The organism is Psychrobacillus sp. BL-248-WT-3 (genome assembly GCF_012843435.1).
Classification (GTDB): Bacteria; Bacillota; Bacilli; order Bacillales_A; family Planococcaceae; genus Psychrobacillus.
In genome coordinates, this window is record NZ_JABAFC010000001.1 from 227,597 (window position 1) to 252,313 (window position 24,717).

At 36.8% G+C, this 24,717-nt stretch carries 29 protein-coding genes and 1 other annotated feature; of the genes, 25 read left to right on the top strand and 4 right to left on the bottom strand.

Translation table 11 applies throughout. From position 1 onward, the window contains the following. Positions 1-20 precede the first annotated feature (20 nt). Positions 21-461, top strand: coding sequence for a BrxA/BrxB family bacilliredoxin (locus HF876_RS01120; RefSeq protein ID WP_169358196.1), 441 nt, complete (start codon positions 21-23; stop codon positions 459-461). Positions 462-521: 60 nt separating this feature from the next. Here HF876_RS01120 and prli42 read toward each other — a convergent pair whose 3' ends face one another. After that, positions 522-617 carry a stressosome-associated protein Prli42 gene (gene prli42, locus HF876_RS19070; protein ID WP_151109618.1) on the bottom strand — a complete coding sequence of 32 codons (96 nt, stop codon included), beginning with the start codon at positions 615-617 and terminating at the stop codon, positions 522-524. A gap of 130 nt (positions 618-747) precedes the next feature. Between prli42 and mce the strand changes: the two genes are divergently transcribed. The 7 genes from mce (at position 748) to rnz (ending at position 7,730) form a co-directional block, all read left to right on the top strand. Then, positions 748-1,158, top strand: a complete 411-nt coding sequence (mce, locus tag HF876_RS01130; protein ID WP_169358197.1) for a methylmalonyl-CoA epimerase — start codon at positions 748-750, stop codon at positions 1,156-1,158. A 3-nt stretch (positions 1,159-1,161) separates the two neighbouring features. After that, positions 1,162-2,709: an acyl-CoA carboxylase subunit beta gene (locus tag HF876_RS01135; RefSeq protein WP_169358198.1), complete on the top strand. Its 1,548-nt coding sequence runs from the start codon at positions 1,162-1,164 to the stop codon at positions 2,707-2,709. Between the two features lie 16 nt (positions 2,710-2,725). Continuing rightward, complete coding sequence (locus tag HF876_RS01140; protein WP_169358199.1) at positions 2,726-3,838, top strand: M20/M25/M40 family metallo-hydrolase; 1,113 nt, start codon at positions 2,726-2,728, stop codon at positions 3,836-3,838. Between the two features lie 21 nt (positions 3,839-3,859). Next, on the top strand, positions 3,860-4,348 hold the full coding sequence (locus HF876_RS01145) for a chemotaxis protein CheW (RefSeq protein WP_169358200.1): 489 nt from the start codon (positions 3,860-3,862) through the stop codon (positions 4,346-4,348). A 117-nt stretch (positions 4,349-4,465) separates the two neighbouring features. Next, a complete protein-coding gene (locus tag HF876_RS01150; RefSeq protein WP_169358201.1) occupies positions 4,466-5,707 on the top strand; it encodes a DNA polymerase IV in 1,242 nt (413 codons plus the stop codon). Between the two features lie 37 nt (positions 5,708-5,744). Next, positions 5,745-6,605: a YitT family protein gene (locus tag HF876_RS01155; protein ID WP_169358202.1), complete on the top strand. Its 861-nt coding sequence runs from the start codon at positions 5,745-5,747 to the stop codon at positions 6,603-6,605. A 180-nt stretch (positions 6,606-6,785) separates the two neighbouring features. Then, positions 6,786-7,730, top strand: a complete 945-nt coding sequence (gene rnz, locus HF876_RS01160; protein WP_169358203.1) for a ribonuclease Z — start codon at positions 6,786-6,788, stop codon at positions 7,728-7,730. 224 nt (positions 7,731-7,954) lie between these two features. On the opposite strand, the gene proC is transcribed toward rnz, so the two are convergent. Next, complete coding sequence (proC, locus tag HF876_RS01165) at positions 7,955-8,767, bottom strand: pyrroline-5-carboxylate reductase (RefSeq protein ID WP_169358204.1); 813 nt, start codon at positions 8,765-8,767, stop codon at positions 7,955-7,957. 267 nt (positions 8,768-9,034) lie between these two features. After that, positions 9,035-9,244 (bottom strand) — a binding site (T-box leader). Between the two features lie 120 nt (positions 9,245-9,364). Here proC and HF876_RS01170 point away from each other — a divergent pair. After that, entirely contained in the window at positions 9,365-10,309 is a 945-nt protein-coding gene (locus tag HF876_RS01170) for an MBL fold metallo-hydrolase (protein WP_169358205.1), read from the top strand. Continuing rightward, positions 10,296-11,048, top strand: a complete 753-nt coding sequence (locus HF876_RS01175; protein WP_169358206.1) for an SDR family NAD(P)-dependent oxidoreductase — start codon at positions 10,296-10,298, stop codon at positions 11,046-11,048. The genes HF876_RS01170 and HF876_RS01175 overlap by 14 nt, the downstream gene beginning before the upstream one ends. A gap of 49 nt (positions 11,049-11,097) precedes the next feature. Here the strand turns inward: HF876_RS01175 and HF876_RS01180 are convergent, their stop codons facing one another. Both HF876_RS01180 and HF876_RS01185 read right to left on the bottom strand, forming a co-directional pair. After that, entirely contained in the window at positions 11,098-11,262 is a 165-nt protein-coding gene (locus tag HF876_RS01180; protein WP_346764014.1) for a Spo0E family sporulation regulatory protein-aspartic acid phosphatase, read from the bottom strand. A 232-nt stretch (positions 11,263-11,494) separates the two neighbouring features. Continuing rightward, positions 11,495-12,190, bottom strand: a complete 696-nt coding sequence (locus HF876_RS01185) for a Type 1 glutamine amidotransferase-like domain-containing protein (RefSeq protein ID WP_169358207.1) — start codon at positions 12,188-12,190, stop codon at positions 11,495-11,497. A gap of 111 nt (positions 12,191-12,301) precedes the next feature. Here HF876_RS01185 and HF876_RS01190 point away from each other — a divergent pair, with 111 nt between their 5' ends. From HF876_RS01190 to HF876_RS01260, 15 genes are all read left to right on the top strand, one after another. After that, a complete protein-coding gene (locus HF876_RS01190) occupies positions 12,302-12,706 on the top strand; it encodes a VOC family protein (RefSeq protein WP_169358319.1) in 405 nt (134 codons plus the stop codon). A gap of 767 nt (positions 12,707-13,473) precedes the next feature. Next, complete coding sequence (locus tag HF876_RS01195) at positions 13,474-15,165, top strand: FAD-dependent oxidoreductase (RefSeq protein WP_169358208.1); 1,692 nt, start codon at positions 13,474-13,476, stop codon at positions 15,163-15,165. A 52-nt stretch (positions 15,166-15,217) separates the two neighbouring features. Further along, positions 15,218-16,249, top strand: coding sequence for a TlpA disulfide reductase family protein (locus tag HF876_RS01200; RefSeq protein ID WP_169358209.1), 1,032 nt, complete (start codon positions 15,218-15,220; stop codon positions 16,247-16,249). Between the two features lie 166 nt (positions 16,250-16,415). Further along, a complete protein-coding gene (locus tag HF876_RS01205; RefSeq protein ID WP_169358320.1) occupies positions 16,416-16,676 on the top strand; it encodes a metal-sensitive transcriptional regulator in 261 nt (86 codons plus the stop codon). A 50-nt stretch (positions 16,677-16,726) separates the two neighbouring features. Continuing rightward, complete coding sequence (locus tag HF876_RS01210) at positions 16,727-17,203, top strand: DsrE/DsrF/DrsH-like family protein (RefSeq protein WP_169358210.1); 477 nt, start codon at positions 16,727-16,729, stop codon at positions 17,201-17,203. Positions 17,204-17,213: 10 nt separating this feature from the next. Next, the gene (locus HF876_RS01215; RefSeq protein ID WP_169358211.1) at positions 17,214-17,555 is read left to right on the top strand and encodes a rhodanese-like domain-containing protein; all 342 of its coding nucleotides are present in this window, start codon (positions 17,214-17,216) and stop codon (positions 17,553-17,555) included. Between the two features lie 12 nt (positions 17,556-17,567). Continuing rightward, entirely contained in the window at positions 17,568-17,864 is a 297-nt protein-coding gene (locus HF876_RS01220; RefSeq protein ID WP_169358212.1) for a rhodanese-like domain-containing protein, read from the top strand. Positions 17,865-17,917: 53 nt separating this feature from the next. Then, entirely contained in the window at positions 17,918-18,478 is a 561-nt protein-coding gene (locus HF876_RS01225) for a sulfurtransferase TusA family protein (RefSeq protein ID WP_169358213.1), read from the top strand. 1 nt (position 18,479) lies between these two features. Further along, positions 18,480-18,875 (top strand): DsrE/DsrF/DrsH-like family protein, encoded by a 396-nt coding sequence (locus tag HF876_RS01230; RefSeq protein ID WP_169358214.1) that lies wholly within the window; start codon positions 18,480-18,482, stop codon positions 18,873-18,875. A 75-nt stretch (positions 18,876-18,950) separates the two neighbouring features. Continuing rightward, a complete protein-coding gene (locus HF876_RS01235; RefSeq protein ID WP_169358215.1) occupies positions 18,951-20,078 on the top strand; it encodes an MBL fold metallo-hydrolase in 1,128 nt (375 codons plus the stop codon). A 90-nt stretch (positions 20,079-20,168) separates the two neighbouring features. Beyond that, the gene (locus tag HF876_RS01240; RefSeq protein ID WP_169358216.1) at positions 20,169-20,396 is read left to right on the top strand and encodes a sulfurtransferase TusA family protein; all 228 of its coding nucleotides are present in this window, start codon (positions 20,169-20,171) and stop codon (positions 20,394-20,396) included. 65 nt (positions 20,397-20,461) lie between these two features. Further along, positions 20,462-21,241 (top strand): sulfite exporter TauE/SafE family protein, encoded by a 780-nt coding sequence (locus tag HF876_RS01245; protein ID WP_169358217.1) that lies wholly within the window; start codon positions 20,462-20,464, stop codon positions 21,239-21,241. Between the two features lie 290 nt (positions 21,242-21,531). Continuing rightward, the gene (locus tag HF876_RS01250) at positions 21,532-22,341 is read left to right on the top strand and encodes a YitT family protein (RefSeq protein WP_169358218.1); all 810 of its coding nucleotides are present in this window, start codon (positions 21,532-21,534) and stop codon (positions 22,339-22,341) included. A gap of 243 nt (positions 22,342-22,584) precedes the next feature. Beyond that, positions 22,585-23,808 (top strand): glycosyltransferase, encoded by a 1,224-nt coding sequence (locus tag HF876_RS01255; RefSeq protein ID WP_169358219.1) that lies wholly within the window; start codon positions 22,585-22,587, stop codon positions 23,806-23,808. After that, on the top strand, positions 23,771-24,493 hold the full coding sequence (locus HF876_RS01260; protein WP_240949549.1) for an HAD-IIB family hydrolase: 723 nt from the start codon (positions 23,771-23,773) through the stop codon (positions 24,491-24,493). The genes HF876_RS01255 and HF876_RS01260 overlap by 38 nt, the downstream gene beginning before the upstream one ends. Positions 24,494-24,717: the final 224 nt, after the last annotated feature.

Consider the following 24,717-nt stretch of genomic DNA (forward strand, 5'->3'; position numbering starts at 1 on the left):
TGAAAAAGGAGAGCTGTCAAATGAATATGGATTTTAACTTATTAATGAACGATATGATTATACAAGCGCGTAGTGAAATGGAAAACAGTGGCTATGAACAATTAACTACTCCGGAAGAAGTAGAAGCTGCTTTCGCTAGAAAAGGTACAACTCTAGTAATGATCAACTCTGTTTGTGGATGTGCTGGCGGCATCGCTCGTCCTGCAGCTGCAAATGCTGTGCATTATGACAAACGTCCTGATCATTTAGTCACTGTATTTGCTGGTCAAGACAAATTAGCTACACAACAAGCCCGTAATATGTTCGGAGATGATCATTTGCCTTCATCCCCATCATTTGTAATGTTAAAAGATGGACAAGTAGTAGCAGAAATAGGTCGTCATGAAATTGAAGGGCATGCCCCAACCTCAGTCATTACACATCTTCAAGGTTTATTCGAAGAGTATTGCGAGGAAGTATAGTCTACAAAAAAACAGCGGAAGCATAAATTGCTACCCGCTGTTTTTACATTCATTTATTTCCTATAATACGAAGCTTAGACCGAACAATAATGTGGACATTACCATGACAAATATCATGAGATATACAATAATCTTACGAAATGTTTGATTGCGCATTAAATTCTCTCCTTTTGCTTGTACTCCTATTTTATCAAAATTGAAAAAATGCACAAGAGGTAGAGATTTTTTTTTGTAATATATGTACAATAGTATAGTGAATAGTCAAACAATAGAGGATGTGCAAACAATGGAAAAGGTAGACCATATCGGAATTGCTGTAAAAAGCTTAGAAAACTCTTTACCATACTATACTGAAATTTTAGGCTTGAAACTTATACATATTGAGGAAGTAGAATCCGAAAAAGTAAGAGTAGCTTTTATCGACAGCGGAAATGTCAAACTAGAGTTACTGGAACCAATTGATGAGACTAGTACCATTCACGCCTTCATCGAAAAAAAGGGTGAAGGAATTCATCATGTCGCATTCGGAGTGAAAAACATTCAGGAGCGACTAGATGAGTTAAAGGAAAAGGGAGTTCGTTTAATACAAGAGACTCCTAAAATTGGGGCAGGAGGGGCTGAGGTTGCTTTCATTCACCCTAAATCTTCTGGTGGAGTTTTATATGAACTATGCGATAAATCAAGGGGAGCGAAATAACTAATGGATATCTACGAAAAAATTAATGATCTATATGACCGTAAACGTAAAGTGGAATTAGGTGGAGGAGACGAAAGAATAGAAAAACAGCATGAAAAAGGGAAGCTGACTGCTAGAGAAAGAATTGAACTGCTAGTAGATGAAGGATCTTTTGTTGAGTTGAATCCATTTATAAAACATCGTACGGTTGACTTTGGCATGGACAAGCAAGAGGGGCCAGGAGATGGTGTTGTTACAGGATACGGAAAAGTAAATGGTCGAGCTATATACCTATTTTCACAAGACTTTACTGTTTTCGGCGGGGCTCTAGGAGAGATGCACGCACTTAAAATTTCCAACGTGATGGACTTGGCTGCTAAAAACGGTGCTCCGTTTATAGGTTTAAATGATTCAGGCGGTGCACGTATTCAAGAAGGCGTTGTTTCTTTAGATGGATATGGACAAATTTTCTACCGTAATGCTATCTACTCCGGTGTTATTCCACAAATATCTGTAATTCTCGGACCTTGTGCGGGTGGAGCGGTTTACTCCCCAGCTATTACAGACTTTGTGTTTATGACAGATGAAACAAGCCAAATGTTTATTACAGGACCTAAGGTAATTGAAACAGTTACAGGAGAGAAGATATCTTCAGAAGATCTTGGAGGTTCTAAAGTACATAATACGATTAGTGGTAATGCACACTTCCGCGGTAAAACAGAAGAAGAAGTTTTACAAAGTGTAAGACAGCTATTGAGCTACCTTCCACAAAGCTTTGAGGAAAAACCACCAGTTCTAGAGCCATTAGAAGAAGATGATGACCGCCCAGATTTAGCAGACATCGTACCTTTTGAAGCAATTCGTCCATATGATATTCGTAAAGTAATCGATCAGGTCGTTGACAAGGATTCATTTATGGAGGTTCATAAAGAGTTTGCAAAGAATATAGTAGTAGGCTTGGCTCGTATTAAAGGAGAGGTTGTAGGATTAATCTGTAACCAACCGAAAGTTATGGCTGGTGGACTCGATATCGACTCGTCTGATAAGGCAGCTAGGTTCATTCGCTTCTGTGATTCCTTCAATATTCCCTTAATCACGTTTGAAGATGTGACTGGCTTCTTCCCAGGGATAAAACAAGAGCATGGTGGTATTATACGACACGGTGCAAAGATTTTATTCGCTTATTCGGAAGCTACAGTTCCAAAGATGACTGTTATTTTACGTAAAGCATATGGTGGAGCATATGTGGCACTTAACTCTAAATCTATCGGGGCAGATCTAGTTTTTGCTTGGCCAAATGCCGAAATTGCGGTTATGGGGCCACAGGGAGCAGCAAATATTATTTTTGCTCGAGAAATTGCCTCTAGCGATAATCCTGAACAGGTTCGTGCTGAAAAGATTGAAGAGTATCGTGAAAAATTTGCGAATCCATATGTAGCAGCTTCCATGGGGATGGTAGATGATGTTATTGATCCGAGAGAGACTCGCATCAAGTTAATCCAAGGACTAGAGATGATGCGTAACAAGAAAGAAACTAGACCTAAGAAAAAGCATGGGAATATCCCATTATAAAGGAGTCTTTTACAAGATGAATCGTTTAATAGAAGAATTTTTTGAATTAGTGAAGATAGATTCTGAAACAAAGCATGAGCAAGTTATTGCACCAATTTTAAAGAATAAGCTCGAGCAGCTCGGTTTTTCAGTTCTGGAAGATGACTCAGCACAGAGAACTGGACATGGAGCTGGTAATTTAATCGCTACCTTGAAGGGAAATAAGTCTTCGGCAGATAGCATCTACTTTACTACCCACATGGATACGGTTGTGCCAGGTAAGGGAATCCAACCAGTTATTAAAGAGGATGGCTATATTTACTCAGATGGTACCACTATACTAGGTGCTGATGATAAAGCAGGGATTGCAGCATTATTCGAAGCAATACGTCGTTTAAAAGAGCAGTCCATCGAGCATGGAGATATACAAGTGGTCATAACTGCTGGAGAAGAAAGTGGCCTAGTTGGAGCTAAGGAAATGGACCCTTCCTTGCTAACTGCAACTTACGGTTATGCTATAGACAGTGATGGAGAAGTAGGCGGTATTGTTACTGCAGCACCTTATCAAGCAAAGCTTTGGACTACCATTACTGGAAAAACTGCGCATGCCGGTGTTGCTCCTGAAAAAGGTGTTTCAGCGATTACATTAGCTGCTAAAGGAATCGCAGCTATGAAATTAGGTAGAATAGATTATGAAACAACTGCTAATATAGGTCGCTTCGAGGGTGGTCAGGCAACAAATATTGTTTGCGATACTGTTCATATTTTATCAGAGGCTCGTTCTATCGATAAAGAAAAGCTAGATGCACAGGTTGAGCATATGGTAAATACATTTGCAGAAAAAGCAGAGCAATTCGGTGGAACAGCTACTACGGAAACTAAATTAATGTATCCAGGCTTCCGTTTTGAAGAAAATCATCAAGTCGTACAGGTTGCAAAGCGTGCGGTTGAAAATATAGGAAGAAAAGCCGATATAAAAACAAGCGGTGGTGGTAGCGATGCCAATGTAATAGCTGGCTTTGGTGTACCAACAGTAATTCTTTCAGTCGGTTATGAGGAAATCCATACCACAAATGAAAGAATGCCAGTGGAGGAACTTGAAAAACTAGCAGATTTACTTGTAGAAATCGTAAAGGTTGCCGCAGAATAATGCACCAGGAGGTTTTAATCCATGTCTTCTCAAAAGGTAGTTGTGTTTCAATCCGGAAATGAAGAATATGCAGTATCTATTGATCATGTAGTTTCTATCGAAAAGCTAGAAAAAGTTAATCCTATCCCTCATTTACCGACTTATTTGATAGGATTGATGAAAATTAGAGGAGAGCTTGTGCCTATAATTGATTTTGAACAGATTCTATATAATCAAAGTGGTCTTATGAATGCTAATGCCCGTGTTGTTACGATGCATACGGAAGAAATGTCAGTTGGTATTCTTGTAAAAGAGGCAAAGGAGATTTTAGATATCCCTTCTGAATCTTTAAAACAGCTGGGTATTATGAATTATTCTAAGACAAAATATTTCACGAATATTGCTAATCTTGAAGATAGAATGATTACAATTATAGACCCTTCTATTTTAGTCCGTTCATTAGAAGGCATACAAGATATACAATCTTATTTAGAAGACAATAAAGGAAACCTTGAAGTAAGTAGTATATAATATTAGACATGGGTAAGTTCTGTTTTACGATTGGACAGTGGAAGGTAGCTATTAAATGGCTACCTTTTTTCCCTTTTTATATTGAAGGAGTTAAAGATGTAGAAGAGGTGAAGAGACTTGACTAAACGAAACAGAATCATTTTTCACTTAGACATGAATAGCTTTTATGCATCTGTAGAACAAGCACATAACCCTTCTTTAAAAGGTAAGCCAATCGCAGTCGCTGGGAATCCGAAGGAACGTAGAGGAATATTAGTAACATGCTCCTACGAGGCAAGAGCAAGGGGCATTTATACAACCATGTCAGTATGGGAGGCTAAAAGAAAATGCCCGGAACTAATTTTATTGCCTCCTAATTTTGAAAGTTATAGAGCCGCCTCAAAAGCAATGTTTGATATTTTACGGTCTTATACTCCAATGGTAGAGCCTGTCTCTATTGATGAAGGCTATATAGATTTAACCGATGTTGATATACAAAATGATGCAGTAGGATTTGCAAAATCCATTCAACAAAGAATATTGCGAGAGTTAGATTTACCTTGCTCTATTGGCATTGCTCCTAATAAATTCTTAGCTAAGACAGCCTCCAATATGAAAAAGCCGATGGGTATTACTGTGCTGAGAAAACGAGAGGTCTCACAACAACTATGGCACTTACCAGTAATCGAAATGCATGGCGTTGGGGAAAGCACCTCTAAAAAACTAGAATCATTGGGTATTATAACCATTGGAAATATAGCTAGTGCCAATCCTGAAATTTTAAAATCAAAGCTAGGTAAAGCTGGTGCTAGGTTATATAATCGTTCTCATGGCATAGACGATCGTGAAGTAAATCCAGAATCTATTTTTGAAACAAAAAGCGTAGGTAATTCTACTACATTACCATATGATGAAACAAATATGGATGAGCTTCAAAAAGTACTCAGAAGACTATCTGGGAAAGTCGCATCACGGTTAGAATCTAAAAACCTCGCTGGACGTTCTATCACAATACATATTCGGGATGCTAGTTGGAAAAATAAAACGAGAAGTAAGACTGTAACTAATCGCCTCTTTAAAGAGGATGAAATATTTCAGCTAGCCTTTCAATTATTTGAATCAGCTTGGAATAGCGAGCCTATTCGACTGCTTGGCGTCACAGTTAACAATGTATTTGATAAGGGAGAATCAGTAGAGCAATTATCTATTTTTAACTATGAAGAGCATGCAAAAGAGGAGCCAATATTAAAGCTTGTGGAACAGCTTCAAACAAAATTTGGAGCAGGGATTATTAAAAGAGGTATTAAGTTGGATAAAAAGCCTTCTTTTGAATCTAAAACAAGTTTTAGTAAAGACTTTTTAGATGACCACGAAAGATAAAAAATCAATTTAATAAGAACAGGGGTTTTACGAGTAGATGAAGAAAACAAAAACACCAGAAACGATAGGTCGAATTATTATGATAATTATAGGCGCTGTGATTGCTGCCTATGCACTAGAAGCTGTATTAATCCCAAACTCTGTAATTGACGGCGGAGTGACAGGTGTCAGTATCATGGGGAATTATTTATTTGAAATCCCATTAGGAATCCTACTATTTGTCTTAAACATTCCTTTTATTTATTTAGGTTATAAACAGGTTGGTAAGACGTTTGCTTTATTTAGTATCATTGGTATCGCTGCATTATCAGTCTCCACTGTTTTGTTACATCATATTAATCCGATTTTAAGTGCGGAAGACCCGTTACTTGTAGTATTATCCGGTGGTGTAATGCTTGGGGTAGGTATTGGTATTGTACTTCGTAACGGTGGTGCACTTGATGGAGCAGAGGTACTCGCCGTTCTAGTTTCACGTAAAGTACCATTTTCAGTGGGGGATATTATATTATTTATAAATGCATTTATCTTTGTTGGTGCAGGGTTCATATATGGTCTAGAGAGTGCACTGTATTCGGCTACTACTTATTATATTGCTAAAATAGTCATTGACGTTATTCAAGTAGGTCTTGAAAAATCCAAATCTGCTAGGATTGTTAGTAAGCATTCAGAGGAAATTGGAGCAGCTATTCAGGATAGACTTGGTCGAGGGGTAACCTATTCGAATGGAAGAGGCGGATTTACCAACGAAACAATTGACATTGTTACGTGTGTCATTACTCGAATGGAAGAAAACAAACTAATTACAATTATTAAAGAAAAGGATCCAAGTGCATTTGTAGTAATTACCGATGTAGCTGAGGTTCGCGGTGGCAGTTTCAAAAAGCGTGACATTCATTAAGCATAAACCGTTAAATGAGTTTAAAACTCATTTAACGGTTTTTTAGGTTACGATAAATATTTCAGGAAACAATAGCATGTTTGTATAAGTGCTAATCATGAACATACTATTGTCCCAAGCGCTCATAATGTTAAAATGATATATAACGAAGATTATATAAAATAAGGAAGTTGGATATATATGCAAATTTTGTTTTTAGGTACCGGAGCAGGTATGCCCTCTAAGCAACGTAACACAAGCTCAATGATTTTAAAGCTACTGGAGGAAAGAGGGACTTATTGGATGTTTGATTGTGGGGAAGCAACCCAGCATCAAATTCTTCGAACAACTATTAAACCGAGAAAACTAGAAAAAATATTTATCACTCATTTGCATGGAGATCACATTTATGGTTTGCCAGGGCTGCTAGGCTCTAGGTCTTTTCTAGCTGGCGACGAGCAGCTAACTATATACGGTCCAAAGGGTGTAAAAGATTGGTTAGAAGTTACTTTATCTACGTCCCAAACTCGATTAAAATATCCTCTTCAAATCGTAGAGATAGAAGAGGGAATAATCTTTGAGGATGAACAGTTTATTGTAGAAGCAAGAATGCTTGAGCATGTTATTCCTTGTTATGGGTATCGTGTAACCCAAAAGCAACTTCCTCCTGAGTTACTAATCGAGAAGGCGGATGCTCTAGGGGTTCCAAGAGGTCCATTATTAAGGCTATTAAAATCCGGTGAGGATGTTATATTACCAGATGGGAAAACAGTCAAGAGCTCTGATGTAACAGGACAACCCAAAAATGGGTTTAAGGTTACCATTTTAGGTGACACGAGACATTGCGAAAATTCTATTCTTTTAGCAAAGGACTCAGATATATTAATACATGAGGGTACCTTCGACACTGGGACGGAGGAGCTTGCCAGAGAATATGGGCATTCGACAATTACTGATGCTGCAAATGTCTGTGAAAGTGCTGGAGCTAAGCATTTAATAGTCAACCATATAAGTGCTCGTTTCATGGCAGAGGATTTAAAAACCTTGCTAAATCAAGTTTCTTCCTATAATTTCCCTATTTATATTGCAGATGATTTTAATGAGTTCAATTATATAAACGGTCAATTAGAAAAATTGGAAAACTAAATGGCGGGTCAGAATTCCCGTTACAATAATAGCTAGGAGGTACTGCCTCAAACAATTAGAATGGTTAGATGTCGTCTTACGAAAATTCAGCAGGATTCATATAGAAATAAAACAGTGAAATCAAATTGAGGATTTCACTGTTTTATATTTATGAACTAGTTTTTCCAAGTTTTGTTCTAATATAGGATTTAGGGATGGTTTCTTACAGATATTCGTCTGATTGCCTATTCATACTGTTTCCCAAGTATACGTGATTTTTGCTGAGCAGCATCTATGCATGCAAAAATAGCCTCGTCGACCTTGTGTGACATGAGCTGCTCAATGCCTGCCTCTGTTGTACCTCCTGGACTCGTAACCTTTCTTCTAAGCTCAGCAGGCTCCACACTGCCGTTCATAAGCATATGCGCTGCCCCCTTCATCGTTTGAAAGAACAATTGACGGGCATCTTCCTTACTTAGCCCGTGCAAAACAGCCGCTGCTTCAAATTGTTCAGCAAAATAGTATAGATACGCTGGTCCGCTTCCGGACAGGGCAGTTACTACATGCATATCCTCCTCTTCTACTAGCATGACAGTTCCTATTGATTCTAATAAGTTTATTATTACCTTTTTAGATAAATCATTTATTTTGTCATTACAGCAAAGGGCAGAAGCACTCAAACCAACAGAGGCAGAGGTGTTAGGCATAACACGTGCAATTGGTCGCTCTCCAAGGTACGACTCTATTGTTTGGATGGAAACACCCGCAATGACAGATACAATTGTAGCCGTCTTATTTATATATAAAGAGATATCTTTGCAAGCGTCTATGGCATCTTTTGGTTTCATAGCAAGAAATACAATGTCAGCTTTTTGCAGAGCAAGCTTTTCTGAGCACATAATATCGATTTGGTACTTAGATTGTAAATACTGAAGGTGTTTCTGATCTGATTTATTCATCACACAAATGGAATCCGGAGAAACTTTATTTTCCTCCAATAAGCCGTGGATAATAGCTTCAGCCATGGAGCCAGCCCCTACAAAAACTATATTAGTCATACGTTTATCCTCCTTCAAGTAAGTTTTATCTATAATTTTCTTTTCGTAATAATAAGCAAACATTAGATAACATTAAATTATCATCTAAATATCCTTTCAATGATCAACAACGAGTTATATCATATGGGGAGTAAGAGGATAAAAAAGAATCCTTCTTATTGCTTTGAATAGGGAATTCCATATCCAGTACATGTATCATATTTTGGAAGTCTTCCATCAACTCACCCCTAGTTTTGAATATAAAAAAACGCTCCCGTCCCTATATTAAATAAGGACGAAAACGTTTGATTTCCGCGGTACCACCTAAGTTTGCTATAAAATAGCACATCTTTTTCCTTCTTATCGCGAAGGTCACGACTATGTTTACATAGTTGCTCCGAAGCAGGTTCCTTATATGAGAGGGAGATGAAATTTTCAGCAGGCATTTCACTCTCTTTACTCCATCATATATGTACTAGTCTTCTTCATAGCAAGAATTATCTGAATTAATGAAATTATAGAGGTCATTTTATAAAAAGTCAATCTAATTTAGTGACTCCTAACTTATTAACCTGTAAAATAAATGAATAGTCATTCATGTAAAGGAGAAACACAAAGATGATACATAAGATAATTATTCCGACGCCTTTTGCTGTAGGGGATGTTAATGCATACCTTATAAAAGGAGACGTACTTACTCTAGTAGATGCAGGACCAAAAACAGAACAAGCACTAGTAGCTTTAAAAAATGGTATAAACGAAGCAGGTTATGAACTCGATGATATAGAACAAGTCATCCTTAGTCATCATCATCCTGATCATTCGGGTTGGATCGAGGCGTTTGAAAAAGCCCGGATTCTAGGACATGAATATAACCAAGTGTGGCTAAGAAAAGACCAAGCATTTTTATCTTATCATGATGAATTTTATTATAAATGTCTGGTCGAGGAAGGTGTTCCTAAACAATACTTAAAATGGATTGAAAAAATGAGAAGACCATTAAACTTCATCGGTAATCGTTCATTAGATGCGGTGTTGAAGGAAGGAGATGCCATACCAGGTCATCCAGATATGCAGGTTTTAGAAACTTTGGGTCATGCGCAGAGTCATATTTCCTTATGGGACGAACAAAATGGGGTGTTAATTGGTGGGGATTTAATCCTTGAAAAAATTTCTTCTAATCCATTAATAGAACCACCGTTGGACAAATCCGCACCTCGCCCAAAATCGATGCTTCAGTATAATGAAGCGTTAAAAAGAGTGCAAGCATTGGGCATTCAAAAGGTATACAGTGGCCATGGAAATGAGGTATTTGGAGTCGCTGATTTAATATCTTCTCGTTTAGTAAGACAACGGGAGAGAGCATTACATGTTCTTGAAATGATGAAGGATGGGGAAAAGACTATTTTTGAACTAACTCAGAGGTTGTTTCCAAAGGTCTACGAAAAAGAGCTTGGTTTGACATTATCTGAAACAATCGGTCAAATAGATTATTTAATGGACGAAGATCTCATTCAAGAAAAGCGGACAGATGAAGGGATTCTTTTATATGAACAAGCGTAAGAGGATTCTCATTACTGGTGCCACAAGTGGTATAGGATTTATGCTGGCGCTACAACTGCATAAGGATGGTCATCAGGTTTATGCAACAGGGAGAAATATTAATGCCCTAGGTCAGCTGGAAAAGCAAGGAGTCCATGTCCTTGTTGCTGATTTAACGAAAGAAACGGCTTATGAAAATCTCTTTGAGAAGGTGGAAACTCCAGATGTTGTCATATTAAACGCAGGAGTGGGTACCTTTGCTTATCTAACAGATTTAACGGAAGAACAGATAGATCAAATGCTGAGTGTGAATGTAAAAGCACCTATTATGCTCACCAACTATTTTGCTAAGCTGATGAAAGAGAGAAATACAGGACATTTTATTTTTGTAGCATCACAGGCAGGTAAGGTTGCCACACCTAAGGCTTCTGCTTATGCAGCATCTAAGCATGCAATCATTGGGTTTGCAAATGCAGCTCGAATGGAATTAAAGGAATATGGTATTCAAGTGAGCACTATTAATCCTGGTCCGATAGATACTCCATTTTTAGATTTAGCAGACCAAACAGGGGGCTACCGTGAGAAAATGAGCAAACATTTGCTTTCTCCTCAAAATGTCGTAGATGCTATTAAGAAAGTCATTGATAAGCCTGTTAGAGAGGTAGATTTACCTTTTTATATGAGTTTCACTAGTAAGTTATATGCTGTTTTTCCCAAAACCGTTGAATTACTAGGTAAAAGCTTTTTCAATAAAAAATAACGAAAAAACCAATCAATGCTTAGCAATAGTTGATTGGTTTTTTGTATGATCAAGATACATTTTCTTGATAAACATTCAATAGTTGATCGAGCTCTTGGCTACATGCTACTACAACAGGATGAGTAAACCCGAGACTTTTTGCTTTTTTGTACATATCATTTCTTTTACTAGTTATTAAGATCAATAAAGATGTTTCATGCCACTTGGTTTCCACTGATAATTTCCTCCGTTTAACAGATTTTTACTGTAATGGTTTCTTGGTATAATGATGAACTTTTTTTATTGTAAAGTATCATTAATGAAAAATTTGTCAAACTGTGGAGGAAACTAAAATATTTTTTATTTTTTTATTGTATTTATGCATCTATGTAGTAGAAATGTTGCTTCCTTCAACTCTATTAAAGAGAATTTGACTAGTATTTTAAAATTCAAGTATAAGGATATTATTAACCTAGGTACTTAGTACTTATTTCAAGTTCTTCAACTGCATACTCCATGCTATTGACAAAATACGCTTTACGGTCTATACGAGAACTGACGGATATATGTAATTGCTCATCCACGAAATGTAAAGCAACTCCATCTTCTACTGCATAACCAGGCTTCATTTTGTTTTCAGCAATCATTTCTTTATAAGCTGGTCTTCTTTTACTTTCTCCATCGTAGTGGGGACAATTACTTCCTTTTAAAATTCCAAGACAGTCAAGCTTATATAACGGACCGTTTAATGGATCAGTCAGTCCTTCCTCAAACCAGCAGATAGAACCTGCACTAAGACCTGCTAAAATAATTTCTTTTTTATATGCTTTTAAAAGAATAGAATCTAGTCCCCATTCCTGCCAAAGCACTAACATATTTCGAGTATTTCCTCCACCGACATACAGAATATCTTGCTCCAAAATAAACGCTTCCAAGTCACTAAAGTTGGGCTCGAACAAGGAAAGATGAGAAGTCGAGCACTCTAGCTTATTAAAAGATTCGTAAAACCTGTTTGTGTAGTTATCTTGATCCCCACTTGCAGTTGGTATAAAGCAAACCTTAGGTGATTGCTTCTTTGCTTGCTCTAGTATGTATTGGTCTAACAGTGGATTGTCGGGCTCCATGGAGAAACCACCACCGCCCATTGCAATAATTTGTCTCATTTAAACACTCCTTCTATGGTTAATAGTTATTGTTCTACATAAGTTCATTCTAATGGTGGAAGTAAGGATTTTATATTACATGATACAATTTATGGAAAAGGGGACAGTGCGATTAATCATTGGCAAAATAGCATAGCTCAAATTAGAATTGCAAGACCTACTGATAAGTTAAGTCAGGTTGTTGATTTTTACCATAAAGGCTTAGGATTAAAAATAATTGGAAGCTTCAAGGATCATGACGGCTACAATGGGGTGATGATTGGTTTGCCAAACAAGTTGTACCACTTAGAATTTACTGCTCATAAGGACGGTTCTCCATGTCCTAGTCCGTCTAAGGATAATCTTCTCGTTTTTTATATACCTCAAAAACTCGTTCTAGACACTCTAGTTAATCAATTAATTGATATGGGATACCCTACTGTCTCATCAGAAAATCCATATTGGGAGAAGAATGGGGTTACATTTGAAGATCCAGACGGGTGGAGAGTGGTCCTCATGAACGATTCAGGAATCTGACATATTAAAAAGATTGCAAATGAAGAAGCTGGGAAATAAAGCATAGTTGTTTTCCGTTCCAGCGGACGCTTTCCGGGGGCACGGCTTCAATCTCCTCGTCGCTTTGCTCCTGCGGGGCTTTCAGCTCGTGCTGTTCCCCCAGGAGTCGCCGCCTTCTCTCCAAACAACAATAATAGAGAATTTTTATTAAAAAATATGTTACCGAAAATAATAAAGACGTGAAATCAAGTTGCTTATTTGACGTCTTTTAATTTATTGATTAGGTATGTCCCAGCCTCTTCAATTTTATATACAACAGGACGCCCCTACTAACACCGCACATCTTTGAGACGAATGTATTTTTATTTAAGAATGCCAGTCGTGTAATTAGAATTTTTAGATAATGAAATATTATCATAGTATTTAAACAATGTGAACAGCGTATGACGACTACTGGTCTTGGGGAATTCATTATATATATAAGTTATGTTGGTTTAGTATTGCTGTACAATCATCTATGAGCAATAGATTCTATTTAAAGAATAGTTTTTTGTTGACATTATACCTATAGGGGTATAATGTAAATGATGAAAGTAAGTGAAATTAAACCTGATAATTAATCTTATCAAGAACATTTTCATGTATGGATTGTAGTCGCAGAAGTTATTATAACTGGCTTAAGTAAGCAATGCGTGATGACCAGAGCAGAATATAAACATCGTGTGTTTGAAATTAAGGTTCTTGATAATGTAGCTAATGATATAAATAATCATATGGAGGTAATATGGATGAAGAAAATAGTGGTTATTGGTGGTGTGGCTGGCGGAGCTTCGGCAGCTGCCAGAATTCGACGTTTAGATGAGCAAGCACATATTGTTATGTTTGAAAAAGGTCCGCATGTATCTTTTTCAAATTGTTCATTACCATTTCATTTAAGTGGGATCGTAGAAGATAGTAAACGTCTACTTATGATGACACCAGATTCCTTTGAATCGAAATACAATATTGATGCACGTGTTAACAATGAAGTCGTTTCAATTAACCGTGATGAAAAAACTGTAACCATTAAAAATGTGGAAACAGGTGAGCTGTCTAATGAATCATACGATAAGTTAATCTTATCGCCAGGAGCAAGCCCAATTATACCAAAGCTACCTGGAACAGATTTACCACACGTATTTACTGTGCGAAATGTAGTAGATATTGAAAAATTACAAGATGCGATTGTCAAAAAAGACGCAAGAAATATTGCGATTATTGGTGGTGGGTTTATAGGTGTAGAGGTAGCTGAAAACCTTCGCTTAGCTGGGCGTGATGTAGCATTGGTCGAACATGCACCTCAGATTCTCACACCATTCGATGGAGATATGGTACAAATATTGCATAAGGAAATGATGGATCAAGGTATTCAGTTGGTGGTAGACGATGGCTTAGCTGAGATTAATATGTCCTCGATTACTTTAAGCTCAGGTAAAGTACTCGAAGCGGATATCGTAGTATTGGCAATTGGTGTTCGTCCAGAGACATCACTTGCAGTGGAAGCAGGACTGGAGATTGGTGAAACAGGTGCCATTAAAGTAAATCAAAATTACCAAACAAATGATACAAATATATATGCGGTGGGAGATGCAATCGAAGTATATCACCGCCTAATGAATAAACCAACACGTTTAGCATTAGCTGGGCCAGCACAGCGCCAAGCACGTGCAGCTGCAGATCATATTTATGGTATTCCTAATGCAAATAAGGGTGTAATCGGCTCTTCAAGTATTCAAGTGTTTGATTATGCAGCTGCCGCTACAGGATTAAATGAACGTACTGCGAAAGAAATTGGTATACCAGTGGATGCGGTATACGTAATTGCTCCAGATAAAGTTGGGCTGATGCCATCCAGCAATCCATTACATTTTAAATTGATTTATGAAGTTCCTACTGGACGTATTGTTGGTGCACAAGCTATCGGAAAAGGTAATGCAGATAAGCGTATCGATGTGATAGCAACTCTAATTACAATGAATGGAACAATTGAAGATTTAAAAGACTTAGAGCTTTCTTATTCCCCAATGTTTTCTACTGCTAAAGATGTTGTGAATTTAGCGGCACTGGTGGCAACGAATATGATGGCAGGTCGTTTTAAACAAGTACGTGTAAGTGAAGTACGTTCATTAGTTGAATCGGGAGCTTTTATTGTAGATGTGCGTGAGCCTAATGAATTTGCAAATGGAGCAGTGAAGGGTGCAAAGAATATTCCTTTAAGTCAGTTACGTGAGCGTATGCATGAGATTCCAAAGGATATCCCTGTATATGTTCATTGTCGTTCAGCACAGCGGAGTTATAATGCTGTCATGGCATTAGAACATAGCGGTTATGATAAAGTTTTTAATATTTCGGGTTCATTTTTGGGAATAAGCTTATACGAATATTTTAATGACCAACAGCAACATCGTGAACCAATCGTGACGAAATATAATTTTAAATAATGATTTCACCATTTGCGGATTGGGCTACCTTTTTACATGAAGGGAGATGTTTATGACTTATATAACTGTGGGGCAATTTTCAATACCCATTGCATGGATTGCATTTTTTATCGCTATTCTCTACAGCGATTTTAGAAACAAAAATAAAGATAATCGTACTGACAAAATAATTAGTCGTCTTTTTTGGTTTTACGTTTTAATCTGGAAATTAAGTTATATCCTATTTTCCTGGGAAAGCTTTGTCCAAGCACCTATGTCAATACTATATTTTGATGGAGGTTTAAAAGGAAATATATTAGCCTTCATGGTGATGATAATTGTACTTGTGAAGCATCGAGCGGGAATTGAGTGGGAGGTGCTATGGCAATATTGGATCCGCTTTGTAGCAGCCCACCAATTCGTAAACTATATCTTAATGGAGCAATGGGTCATTGCAATTATATGGTTAGCACTATTAGTTTTACTCGAAATGAAAGAGAAACAGTGGTTAATAATTGTTCAGTGGCCAATTATTTTATGGATAAGTGGATGGATGAACGCACTAGTCATAGCACATTTAATGGTCATTTTGTCTTTAATTTTAAAAAAGAAAAGCTATCAGCAAATTGCTTTAATTGGTGTACTTAGCTTAATGGCTATGACAGTGACTGATTTACAATCGACCGTTTCCACAACTGACAGAGTTGTAATCGATTTAAATACTACCTCAAATGATAGATATATTTTGTCGGAGAAAGACCAGAAGCTCACAGTGGTGAATTTCTTTGCGACTTGGTGTCCACCATGTCAGGCAGAGATGCCACATTTACAAAATTTTGCTGAAGATTTACCAGATCAAGTGGAATTGATTGGGATCAATTTGACTGACCGTGATAATGGTCCGAAGGCATTAGCAGAGTTTATGGAAACATATGAAGTGACATATCCCATGTTGTTAGATGAAAAGGATCGGTTTGGTAAGTCCTATAATATTGTTTCTATACCCACTACGGTAGTTCTAAATAAGGATGGGCAAGAGCTAGAACGGATTATAGGGCCGGTAAGTGAAGAGGTTTTACGAAATTTAACGAACAAGTATAAATGATTTATATCTTTAAATTATGGGATGTGGCCCTCTACATCCTATAATGACTTTAATATTCTTGTCTCTCGCAATTGAGGTCCAAAGCTTCTATTCTTTTGTGTTGACATATACCCTATGGGGTAGTAATATGTGTTTAGAACAAATATTGATTAAATGAGGTGAGATGATGCAATATGATGCGAAGGTTACAGCAAGGATGAAAAAAGTAGAAGGCCAGCTTAGAGGTATACTACGTATGATGGAAGAAGAAAAAGATTGTAAAGATGTGATTACACAACTAAGTGCTGTTCGTTCTGCTGTAGATCGTACAATTGGTGTTATTGTCACAGATAATTTAGTTGAGTGTTTATCTAAAGAAAATGTAGAAACTCTTGATAAAAATGCAATGGTTAAGCAAGCAGTTGATCTATTAGTAAAAAGTCGATAAGACTTTTTATTTTTACAATAAGATATACCTATACGGGTAAGGAGATAATTATGGAAAAGAAAAGAACAACAATCGTTTTGTTTAGTGGTGATTATGACAAGGCAATGGCTGCCTATATTATTGCGAATGGTGCAGCAGCTTATGACCACGAAGTTACTATTTTTCACACGTTCTGGGGAATTAATGCGTTACGTAAGCAAGAATCAGTTCCAGTAAAAAAAGGATTTTTAGAAAAAATGTTTGCTAAGATGATGCCACGAGGTGCTGAAAAGCTTGGTTTATCAAAAATGCAAATGCTTGGGATGGGTCCCAAAATGATTAAACATGTAATGAATAAGCACAATGCATTAACGCTAACACAGCTTGTGGAGATGGCTCAAGAACAAGACATTAAATTAGTAACTTGTACGATGACAATGGATTTACTAGGACTTCAAAAAGAAGAGCTATTAGATGGTATTCAATATGCAGGTGTTGCAGCTTATTTAGCAGATGCAGAAAATGGCAATGTAAACTTATTCATATAAGAGGTGACATATGGAAACAATAATTATTATAGCGGTCGTAGCAGTGTTTTTAATGTGGCGCTTTAAACCGACAAAAGGGATTCAAAATATATCTACCGGACAGTTAAAACAAATTATTAACGATAAGGATAAAGTATTTGTCGATGTAAGAACAAAAGGTGAATTCAAATCACGAAATATACCCCAATTTAAAAATATACCACTTGGTTCTGATCTTTCGAAGTTACCAAAAGACAAGGAAATCATTGTAATCTGTCAAAGTGGTATGCGCTCAAGTCAAGCGTGTAAGCAATTAACGAAATTGGGATTTACTAAAGTAACGAATGTCCGTGGCGGCATGAGTGCATATTAGGAGGATATTAAAATGAAAACAATCTTACCAGAGCAAGTACAACAAAAGCTACAAGCAGGGGAAAATCTAAATTTAATTGACGTGCGTGAGGTTTCTGAAGTTGAGGCAGGTCATATACCGGGTATCATCCATATACCATTAAACTTGTTAGAATTTCGTTTACACGAATTAGATAAGACTAAACCGTACATTATGGTTTGCCGTTCAGGTGGTCGCAGTGGCCAAGCAACAACGTTTTTAGAAGCTCAAGGTTTTGATGTGACGAATATGTCTGGCGGGATGCTTGAATGGAATGGAGAAGTTAAATAAATTACATTTTTTCAAAAAAATTATACCCTAACCGGTATAGGTGGAGGTAACAAATGGTTAAATCAGATGTGCAATTAAATGCAAAGGGCTTAGCTTGCCCAATGCCAATAGTGAAAACTAAAAAAGCAATGAATGAAGTGGAAGAAGGTCAAGTTTTAGAAATCCAAGCAACAGATAAAGGTTCTGTCGCGGATTTAGCAGCTTGGTCAAAAACAGTAGGGCACCAATACATCGGTTCTCATGAAGAAAATGGTGTATTTTATCATTATATACGAAAATGCAATCCAGAAATTAGCGAGCAACAAGAAAAGTCATTTAAACAAACGGTTTCAAATGAAGAAGCAATCGCTGGTGATGGCTTAATCTTAGATGTGCGTGAAGCAGCAGAGTATGGATTCGGCCATATCCCCGGTGCGAAATCGATCCCAATGGGTGAGTTAGAAAATCGTTTATCTGAATTAGATCAAGAGCAAACCATTTATGTCATTTGCCGTACTGGTACTCGCTCGGATATGGCTGCACAGCAATTGACAAAAGCAGGTTATAAAAAAATATATAATGTCTTACCTGGTATGTCAGGGTATGAAGGCGAATTACAGAAAGAGGTTGAATAATATGTCAAACAAAGTAGCAATAATTGCATCTAACGGCGGTTTATTTGATGCATATAAAGTATTTAACATTGCAACAGCAGCGGCAGCTTCTGATAAGGAAGTAGCAATTTTCTTTACTTTTGAAGGCTTGAACCTTATCCATAAGCAAGGTATGCACGCACTTGAAATGCCAGCAGGCAAAGAGCATTTTGCAGAAGGCTTCGCTCAGGCACAAGTCCCAGCAATTCCGCAATTGGTTGAGATGGCTCAGGAGCTAGGTGTAAAATTTATTGCTTGCCAAATGACAATGGATGTTATGGGCTTAACAAAAAATGATTTTGTAGACGGTATTGATGTAGGCGGAGCAGTTACGTTCCTAGAATTCGCGAAAGACGCATCACCAACATTAACATTTTAATTAGGTAATGGGAGGGGAGTTCCCTTCCGACCTAAAAATTTTTAATAAAAAATATACCTATGGGGGTACTTGTTTATGACAGTAAATATATGGACAGCTGCTGATGTAGCTCGAAAAGTAATTGATAATAAAGAATTATTTATATTAGACGTCCGAAATGCAGATGCATTTGAGGATTGGAAGATTGAAGGTCATAAATTTGAGTATTTAAATATTCCATATTTTGATCTTTTAGATGGTGTAGAAGAGATACTAGAGCAAATTCCTACCGACAAAGATGTTTTAGTAGTATGTGCTAAGGAAGGCTCTTCTATTATGATTGCTGAAATGTTGTCGGATGCTGGTCGTGAAGTTGCTTATTTAGCCGGTGGGATGAAATCCTGGTCTATGTATTTAGAGCCAATTAAAGTAGGAAATCTTGCAAATGGTGGCGAGCTATACCAATTCGTACGTTTAGGAAAAGGCTGCTTATCCTACATGGCAATTTCTGAAGGTGAGGCAGCGCTTATAGATGCAGTCCGTTTCACAGAAGTATTTACAAATTTTGCACAGGAAAAAGGTGTAGAAATCAAGCATGTATTTGATACTCACTTACACGCCGACCATATTTCAGGAGGACGTCATATCGCTGCTGAAACAGGAGCAACCTATTATTTACCACCGAAAGATGCAGAAGAGGTTGTGTTTGACTACACAGCCCTTACAGACGGTTTAACTGTACAGCTTGGGTCAACAAAAATTGATGTAGGTGCGCTTTACTCACCAGGTCATACAATTGGTTCAACTTCATTTGTGATTGATGAAAAGTACTTATTAACAGGAGATATTTTATTCATCGATTCGATTGGGCGTCCTGATTTAGCCGGTCTGGCAGAGGATTGGGTAGCAGATTTACGCGAAACATTATACTCTCGCTATCGTTCATTAGCTGAAGATCTAATCGTATTACCAGCACACTTTATGATTATTGAAGAGCTAAACGAAAATGGTACTGTAGCAAAACGTTTAGGAGATCTATTTGCAGAAAATCATGGCTTAAATGTAGAGGACGAGGAAGTATTCCGTTCAATGGTAACAGACAACTTGCCTCCTCAACCAAATGCCTATCAAGAAATTCGCCACGTGAACATGGGCAAAATTACACCAAGTAATGAAGAACAAACGGAAATGGAAATCGGACCAAACCGTTGTGCAGTACGTTAATTTTCATAACAAAGGAAATATTATTCATACACTTGTCTCTTGGAGAGAAGTTTATACTGACAACAAATAATACGAGAAGAGGAATATAACATGAACATTACTAAAACATTAGATGCAAAAGGATTAGCATGTCCAATGCCAATCGTTCGTACGAAAAAAACAATTGATACGATTAATTCTGGAGAAATACTAGAAGTATTAGTTACTGATAAAGGTGCGTTAAATGACTTTACAGCGTGGGCAGCAGCTGGTGGGCATACAATTGTTGAACAAAAAGAGGAAGACGGCGTGTTATTCTTTTATATTCAAAAAGCTTAACAGTATAAATTGCGAGTAGAATATTCTTCTACTCGTTTTTTTTACAGAAAGAAGGGACAGACATTATGGATCTTTCCATTACATTTATAGTTGTTATTTTTGCCCTTGGATTTATAGGGTCATTTGTTTCGGGCATGTTAGGAGTTGGGGGCTCCATCATTAAATACCCCTTGCTATTATACGTTCCACCACTATTTGGACTGGTGGCATTTTCTGCCCATGAAGTATCAGGAATTAGTGCGATTCAAGTATTCTTCGCTTCTATTGCAGGTGTGTGGGCATACCGAAAAAGTGGGCTGCTCCATAAGGAATTGATTATTTATATGGGTGGGGCAATTTTACTTGGAAGCTTTATTGGTAGTTACGGTTCAGGATTTTTATCGGAGGACGCTGTTAATATTGTGTACGGAATACTCGCTATAATTGCTGCGGTTATGATGTTTATTCCACGTAAAACTATAGAGGAAAACGCTAAAATTTCATTCAATAAAGTTCTTGCAAGTAGCCTAGCGCTCATTGTTGGAGTTGGATCTGGGATCGTCGGAGCAGCGGGTGGCTTTTTACTCGTCCCGATTATGCTTACCGTTTTAAAAATTCCAACACGTGTTACAATTGCGACCAGTTTAGCAATCACCTTTATTTCTTCTATTGGTGGTAGTGTAGGTAAAATTATTACTGGTCAAATTGAGTACTGGCCTGCGTTCATTATGATTATCGCAAGTATCATCGCAGCACCTTTAGGAGCAAAAATTGGTCAAAAAATGAATGTGAAAATTCTACAATGGTTGTTAGCTATTATGATTGGTGCAACAGCTATTAAAATTTGGATCGATATTTTACAGTAATACACAAAGAAAAGAATTTAAAGATGTATCTCGTGAATCAAGGTTTTTGTTTTGGATTAACGTTTCAATTTAGCTAAGATTTCTATGAATCTCTATTATAAATCTATATCCTAATTAGTTCCTAGATAATCCAGTTCCATCAAATACAGTAATAATTTTATGGAAAGATGGTTATTAATGAAACAACCCATGAAATTTTAAATTGACTCAATAAACTATTTTTTGTTAAATATACGTTTTTTTAATAAAATGATGTATAGTTAAGTTCGATTAAATTTAAGGAGCAAGACATGAAAAATATTATTGTTATTACTTTGGGTTCGTTATTAATGGCTGTTGCACTGAACTTATTCTTAGTGCCTCATGAAGTTATTCTAGGTGGGTTTTCTGGTATTGGGATGATAATAGGTATTCTAACCGGATGGAATATTGGTTGGATAATTTTCCTTTTGAACATCCCCGTGTTTATTCTTGGCTTTATAAGTATTGGGAAAAAATTTGTAGCATATAGTATGTATTCTGTTTTCCTTACGAGTTTAGCAATGCAATATATTCCGGTTTATCAAATTACAGAAGATATTTTATTGTCCTCTGTTTTTGGAGCAGTAATAGGTGGTGCCGCTACCGGAATGATCATTAAATTCAATGGTTCTACTGGTGGAATAGATATTATTGGGCTTGTTATTACCAAAAAGAAGGATTTCTCCTTAGGTACTTTAATGCTGGTCATGAACAGTGTTATTGTATTAGCTTCTGGTTACTTCATAGGCTGGGAGCAAACAATGTATACATTATTAGTTCTATATGTATTTGGAAAAGTAGTAGATGTCATTCATACCAAACATGTAAAAGTAACACTTATGATCATCACTGAAAAAGGTGAGGAAGTTCAAGATAAGATGCTTAAAAGCTTAGTCCGAGGGATTACTGTTTTGGACGGAGAGGGAGCATATACTAAGCAACCAAGAAAAGTGCTATTTACCGTCATTACGAGATATGAACTAGGGGAAGTAAAGAAAATGATTAAGGAAGTAGACAGTAATGCGTTTGTAAATATTACTGAAACGATTGAGGTTATGGGAGCATTTAATAAAAATTGATTTTATAAAGTCCAGAAAACTCTGGGCTTTTTAATTTGCATTTTTATTAAAAATGATATTTATGAAATTACCTCTTAGGTGATAAACATACAGTTTTAAAATAGTATTTTCTTCTCCACCACGTAACTGCAAAAGGGTCCATTGTAATTAACATTCTATATAAATATATTTTTAGAGTTTAATTGTCTGAAAACGGGGTAAATACATTATAGTTACTATTTAAGAAAAGGGGAGATGCTAGTTATGTGGAAAAGAATTTTATTTATCTCCGAGCATGGGGATCCACTTGAAACTTTAGGTGGTAAACAGGCTGGTGGACAAAACAACTATGTAAAAGAACTTGCCCTTGCCCTTGGAAGAAGAGGTATAGCAGTAGATGTAATTACTCATTGGAGTAACCCCAGTGCTCCTCAGGTGGAGAAATTAGGAAATATGTCAAGAGTCATTAGATTTGCTGCAGGTCATAAAGGATATATAGCAAAAGATAAGATATATGATTTGTTACCACAATTCTATGATGAAATAAAAAACAATTTATCTATACCAAAATATGATGTTGTTCATTCTCATTATTGGATGTCCGGGTTACTAGGGCTATCTTTAAAAGAAGAGTTTGGTATTCCCCTCGTTCACACTTCTCATTCATTAGGTATCGCAAAAAAACAAGCTACTGGAACTGCAGACCCGATTCGTTTAGCCGCAGAAAAGAAAATTTTAACATCTGCGAATAAGGTGATCGCCACTACTGAAGTTGAACAGCAAATAATTCAAGACTTTGCAGGTCCACTTACCAATATAGAAGTAATATCTATTGGAGTTGCAAAAGAATTCCAATCACAAGTTAAGAAAAAATCAGTAACTAAACCGTTGCTAGTATATGCTGGTCGTCTGGAGAAGACAAAAGGAATCGGCACACTATTAGATGCCTTTAAGAAATTAAAAAAGGAAAATCCAGAACTGGATGCTAAATTAGTGTTAGCTGGTGGTGATAAGGAAGAAATAGACATCAACTCAGGATTACCTATCAACCCCCATTTAAGGGAGCAAGTTAAAGGTATAGAGGAATACATTGAATTCATAGGACCTCAATCTCAACAAGGATTAAGTAATCTTTTTTCTAAAGCAACTTCCGTTATCGTACCGTCATACTATGAATCCTTTGGGATGGTGGCAGCAGAAGCCCAAGCATGTGGGACACCTGTTATTGCTTCTGGGGTCGGCGGACTCAAAGATGTAGTGTCTCATGGAAAAACAGGCTTACAGGTAAAGCCCAAGGATTCGTCTCAGCTGGCTTCAGCTATGAAAACTATATTAAAAGACAATCTTTTAGCAAAAAGACTAGGCAGAGAAGCTGGAGAACGTGCAAAACGTATCTTTAATTGGTCTTCCATTGCAAAAGAAATAGATCATACTTATGAGGAATTGTTATATGCAAATGATTACGCAAATGCTAGCAACCGATCTTGATGGAACGCTTGTTGGTGATGAAAAACAGTTAAAAGACTTACTTACCTATTATGAGGGTCTTGAAAAGAAAGTTACTTTAGTTTATGTCACAGGTAGGCATCGGCAGTCAGCCCTAGAACTTATTAATGAGGCTAGCATTCCAATGCCGAGTATTTTAATCTCGGATGTGGGAACAGGCATATATATAGGCAATGACCTTAAACCAGATGAAGAATGGAATCTTTTAATGAAGAAAAATTGGAATCCAGAGGCTATAAAGAAAATAGCTTCTCATTATCCAACTATTGTTCAACAAAAGCTACCAGATGAATCTAGGATTTCTTATACTGTACAAGAAGATGAAGGAAGTGTTAACAAGCTTAAGCAAGAATTGCTAGAAGCTAATATACCACACAAATTTATCTTCAGCTCTGGTAGGGATATTGATATACTCCCTGAGAACAGTGGAAAAGGATCTGCTTTGACATACGTGATTGAAAAATATGTAGATGATCAAGCATCTATACTGATTGCAGGCGATTCAGGGAATGATGAAGAAATGATAAGTCTTGGATATCCATCTGTTATAGTAGCAAATGCACAACCAGAGCTAATAGCCATTCAAGATCACCCCCAATTATTTAGAGCAACTAAAAATTGTGCAGGCGGAATTCATGAGGCTTGGTTGCATTTTTATGATAATTAAATCCTTTTTTAAATCACATAAGTAAACTCATTAAGACTACAGACACATTTAAAATTGTCTATAGTCTTTTTTTTGCGTCAAAGATAAGCATTTTATCTATATTGATACGTTAATACTTCTTATTAAATTTGTCTATAATACATGGCTATGTTTGATTTTTTGTACAAGACATATGCCAAATGCATGTTTACGAAATATATATTGTAAGTTTGAATATTGGAACT

Excerpts from the sequence above, each read along its gene's own strand:
- HF876_RS01120 (WP_169358196.1), top strand. The coding sequence starts at position 21 with ATGAATATGGATTTTAACTTATTAATGAACGATATGATTATACAAGCG.
- prli42 (WP_151109618.1), bottom strand. The coding sequence starts at position 617 with ATGCGCAATCAAACATTTCGTAAGATTATTGTATATCTCATGATATTT.
- mce (WP_169358197.1), top strand. The coding sequence starts at position 748 with ATGGAAAAGGTAGACCATATCGGAATTGCTGTAAAAAGCTTAGAAAAC.
- HF876_RS01135 (WP_169358198.1), top strand. The coding sequence starts at position 1,162 with ATGGATATCTACGAAAAAATTAATGATCTATATGACCGTAAACGTAAA.
- HF876_RS01140 (WP_169358199.1), top strand. The coding sequence starts at position 2,726 with ATGAATCGTTTAATAGAAGAATTTTTTGAATTAGTGAAGATAGATTCT.
- HF876_RS01145 (WP_169358200.1), top strand. The coding sequence starts at position 3,860 with ATGTCTTCTCAAAAGGTAGTTGTGTTTCAATCCGGAAATGAAGAATAT.
- HF876_RS01155 (WP_169358202.1), top strand. The coding sequence starts at position 5,745 with ATGAAGAAAACAAAAACACCAGAAACGATAGGTCGAATTATTATGATA.
- rnz (WP_169358203.1), top strand. The coding sequence starts at position 6,786 with ATGCAAATTTTGTTTTTAGGTACCGGAGCAGGTATGCCCTCTAAGCAA.
- proC (WP_169358204.1), bottom strand. The coding sequence starts at position 8,767 with ATGACTAATATAGTTTTTGTAGGGGCTGGCTCCATGGCTGAAGCTATT.
- HF876_RS01170 (WP_169358205.1), top strand. The coding sequence starts at position 9,365 with ATGATACATAAGATAATTATTCCGACGCCTTTTGCTGTAGGGGATGTT.
- HF876_RS01175 (WP_169358206.1), top strand. The coding sequence starts at position 10,296 with ATGAACAAGCGTAAGAGGATTCTCATTACTGGTGCCACAAGTGGTATA.
- HF876_RS01185 (WP_169358207.1), bottom strand. The coding sequence starts at position 12,190 with ATGAGACAAATTATTGCAATGGGCGGTGGTGGTTTCTCCATGGAGCCC.
- HF876_RS01195 (WP_169358208.1), top strand. The coding sequence starts at position 13,474 with ATGAAGAAAATAGTGGTTATTGGTGGTGTGGCTGGCGGAGCTTCGGCA.
- HF876_RS01200 (WP_169358209.1), top strand. The coding sequence starts at position 15,218 with ATGACTTATATAACTGTGGGGCAATTTTCAATACCCATTGCATGGATT.
- HF876_RS01205 (WP_169358320.1), top strand. The coding sequence starts at position 16,416 with ATGCAATATGATGCGAAGGTTACAGCAAGGATGAAAAAAGTAGAAGGC.
- HF876_RS01210 (WP_169358210.1), top strand. The coding sequence starts at position 16,727 with ATGGAAAAGAAAAGAACAACAATCGTTTTGTTTAGTGGTGATTATGAC.
- HF876_RS01215 (WP_169358211.1), top strand. The coding sequence starts at position 17,214 with ATGGAAACAATAATTATTATAGCGGTCGTAGCAGTGTTTTTAATGTGG.
- HF876_RS01220 (WP_169358212.1), top strand. The coding sequence starts at position 17,568 with ATGAAAACAATCTTACCAGAGCAAGTACAACAAAAGCTACAAGCAGGG.
- HF876_RS01225 (WP_169358213.1), top strand. The coding sequence starts at position 17,918 with ATGGTTAAATCAGATGTGCAATTAAATGCAAAGGGCTTAGCTTGCCCA.
- HF876_RS01230 (WP_169358214.1), top strand. The coding sequence starts at position 18,480 with ATGTCAAACAAAGTAGCAATAATTGCATCTAACGGCGGTTTATTTGAT.
- HF876_RS01235 (WP_169358215.1), top strand. The coding sequence starts at position 18,951 with ATGACAGTAAATATATGGACAGCTGCTGATGTAGCTCGAAAAGTAATT.
- HF876_RS01240 (WP_169358216.1), top strand. The coding sequence starts at position 20,169 with ATGAACATTACTAAAACATTAGATGCAAAAGGATTAGCATGTCCAATG.
- HF876_RS01245 (WP_169358217.1), top strand. The coding sequence starts at position 20,462 with ATGGATCTTTCCATTACATTTATAGTTGTTATTTTTGCCCTTGGATTT.
- HF876_RS01250 (WP_169358218.1), top strand. The coding sequence starts at position 21,532 with ATGAAAAATATTATTGTTATTACTTTGGGTTCGTTATTAATGGCTGTT.
- HF876_RS01255 (WP_169358219.1), top strand. The coding sequence starts at position 22,585 with ATGTGGAAAAGAATTTTATTTATCTCCGAGCATGGGGATCCACTTGAA.
- HF876_RS01260 (WP_240949549.1), top strand. The coding sequence starts at position 23,771 with ATGCAAATGATTACGCAAATGCTAGCAACCGATCTTGATGGAACGCTT.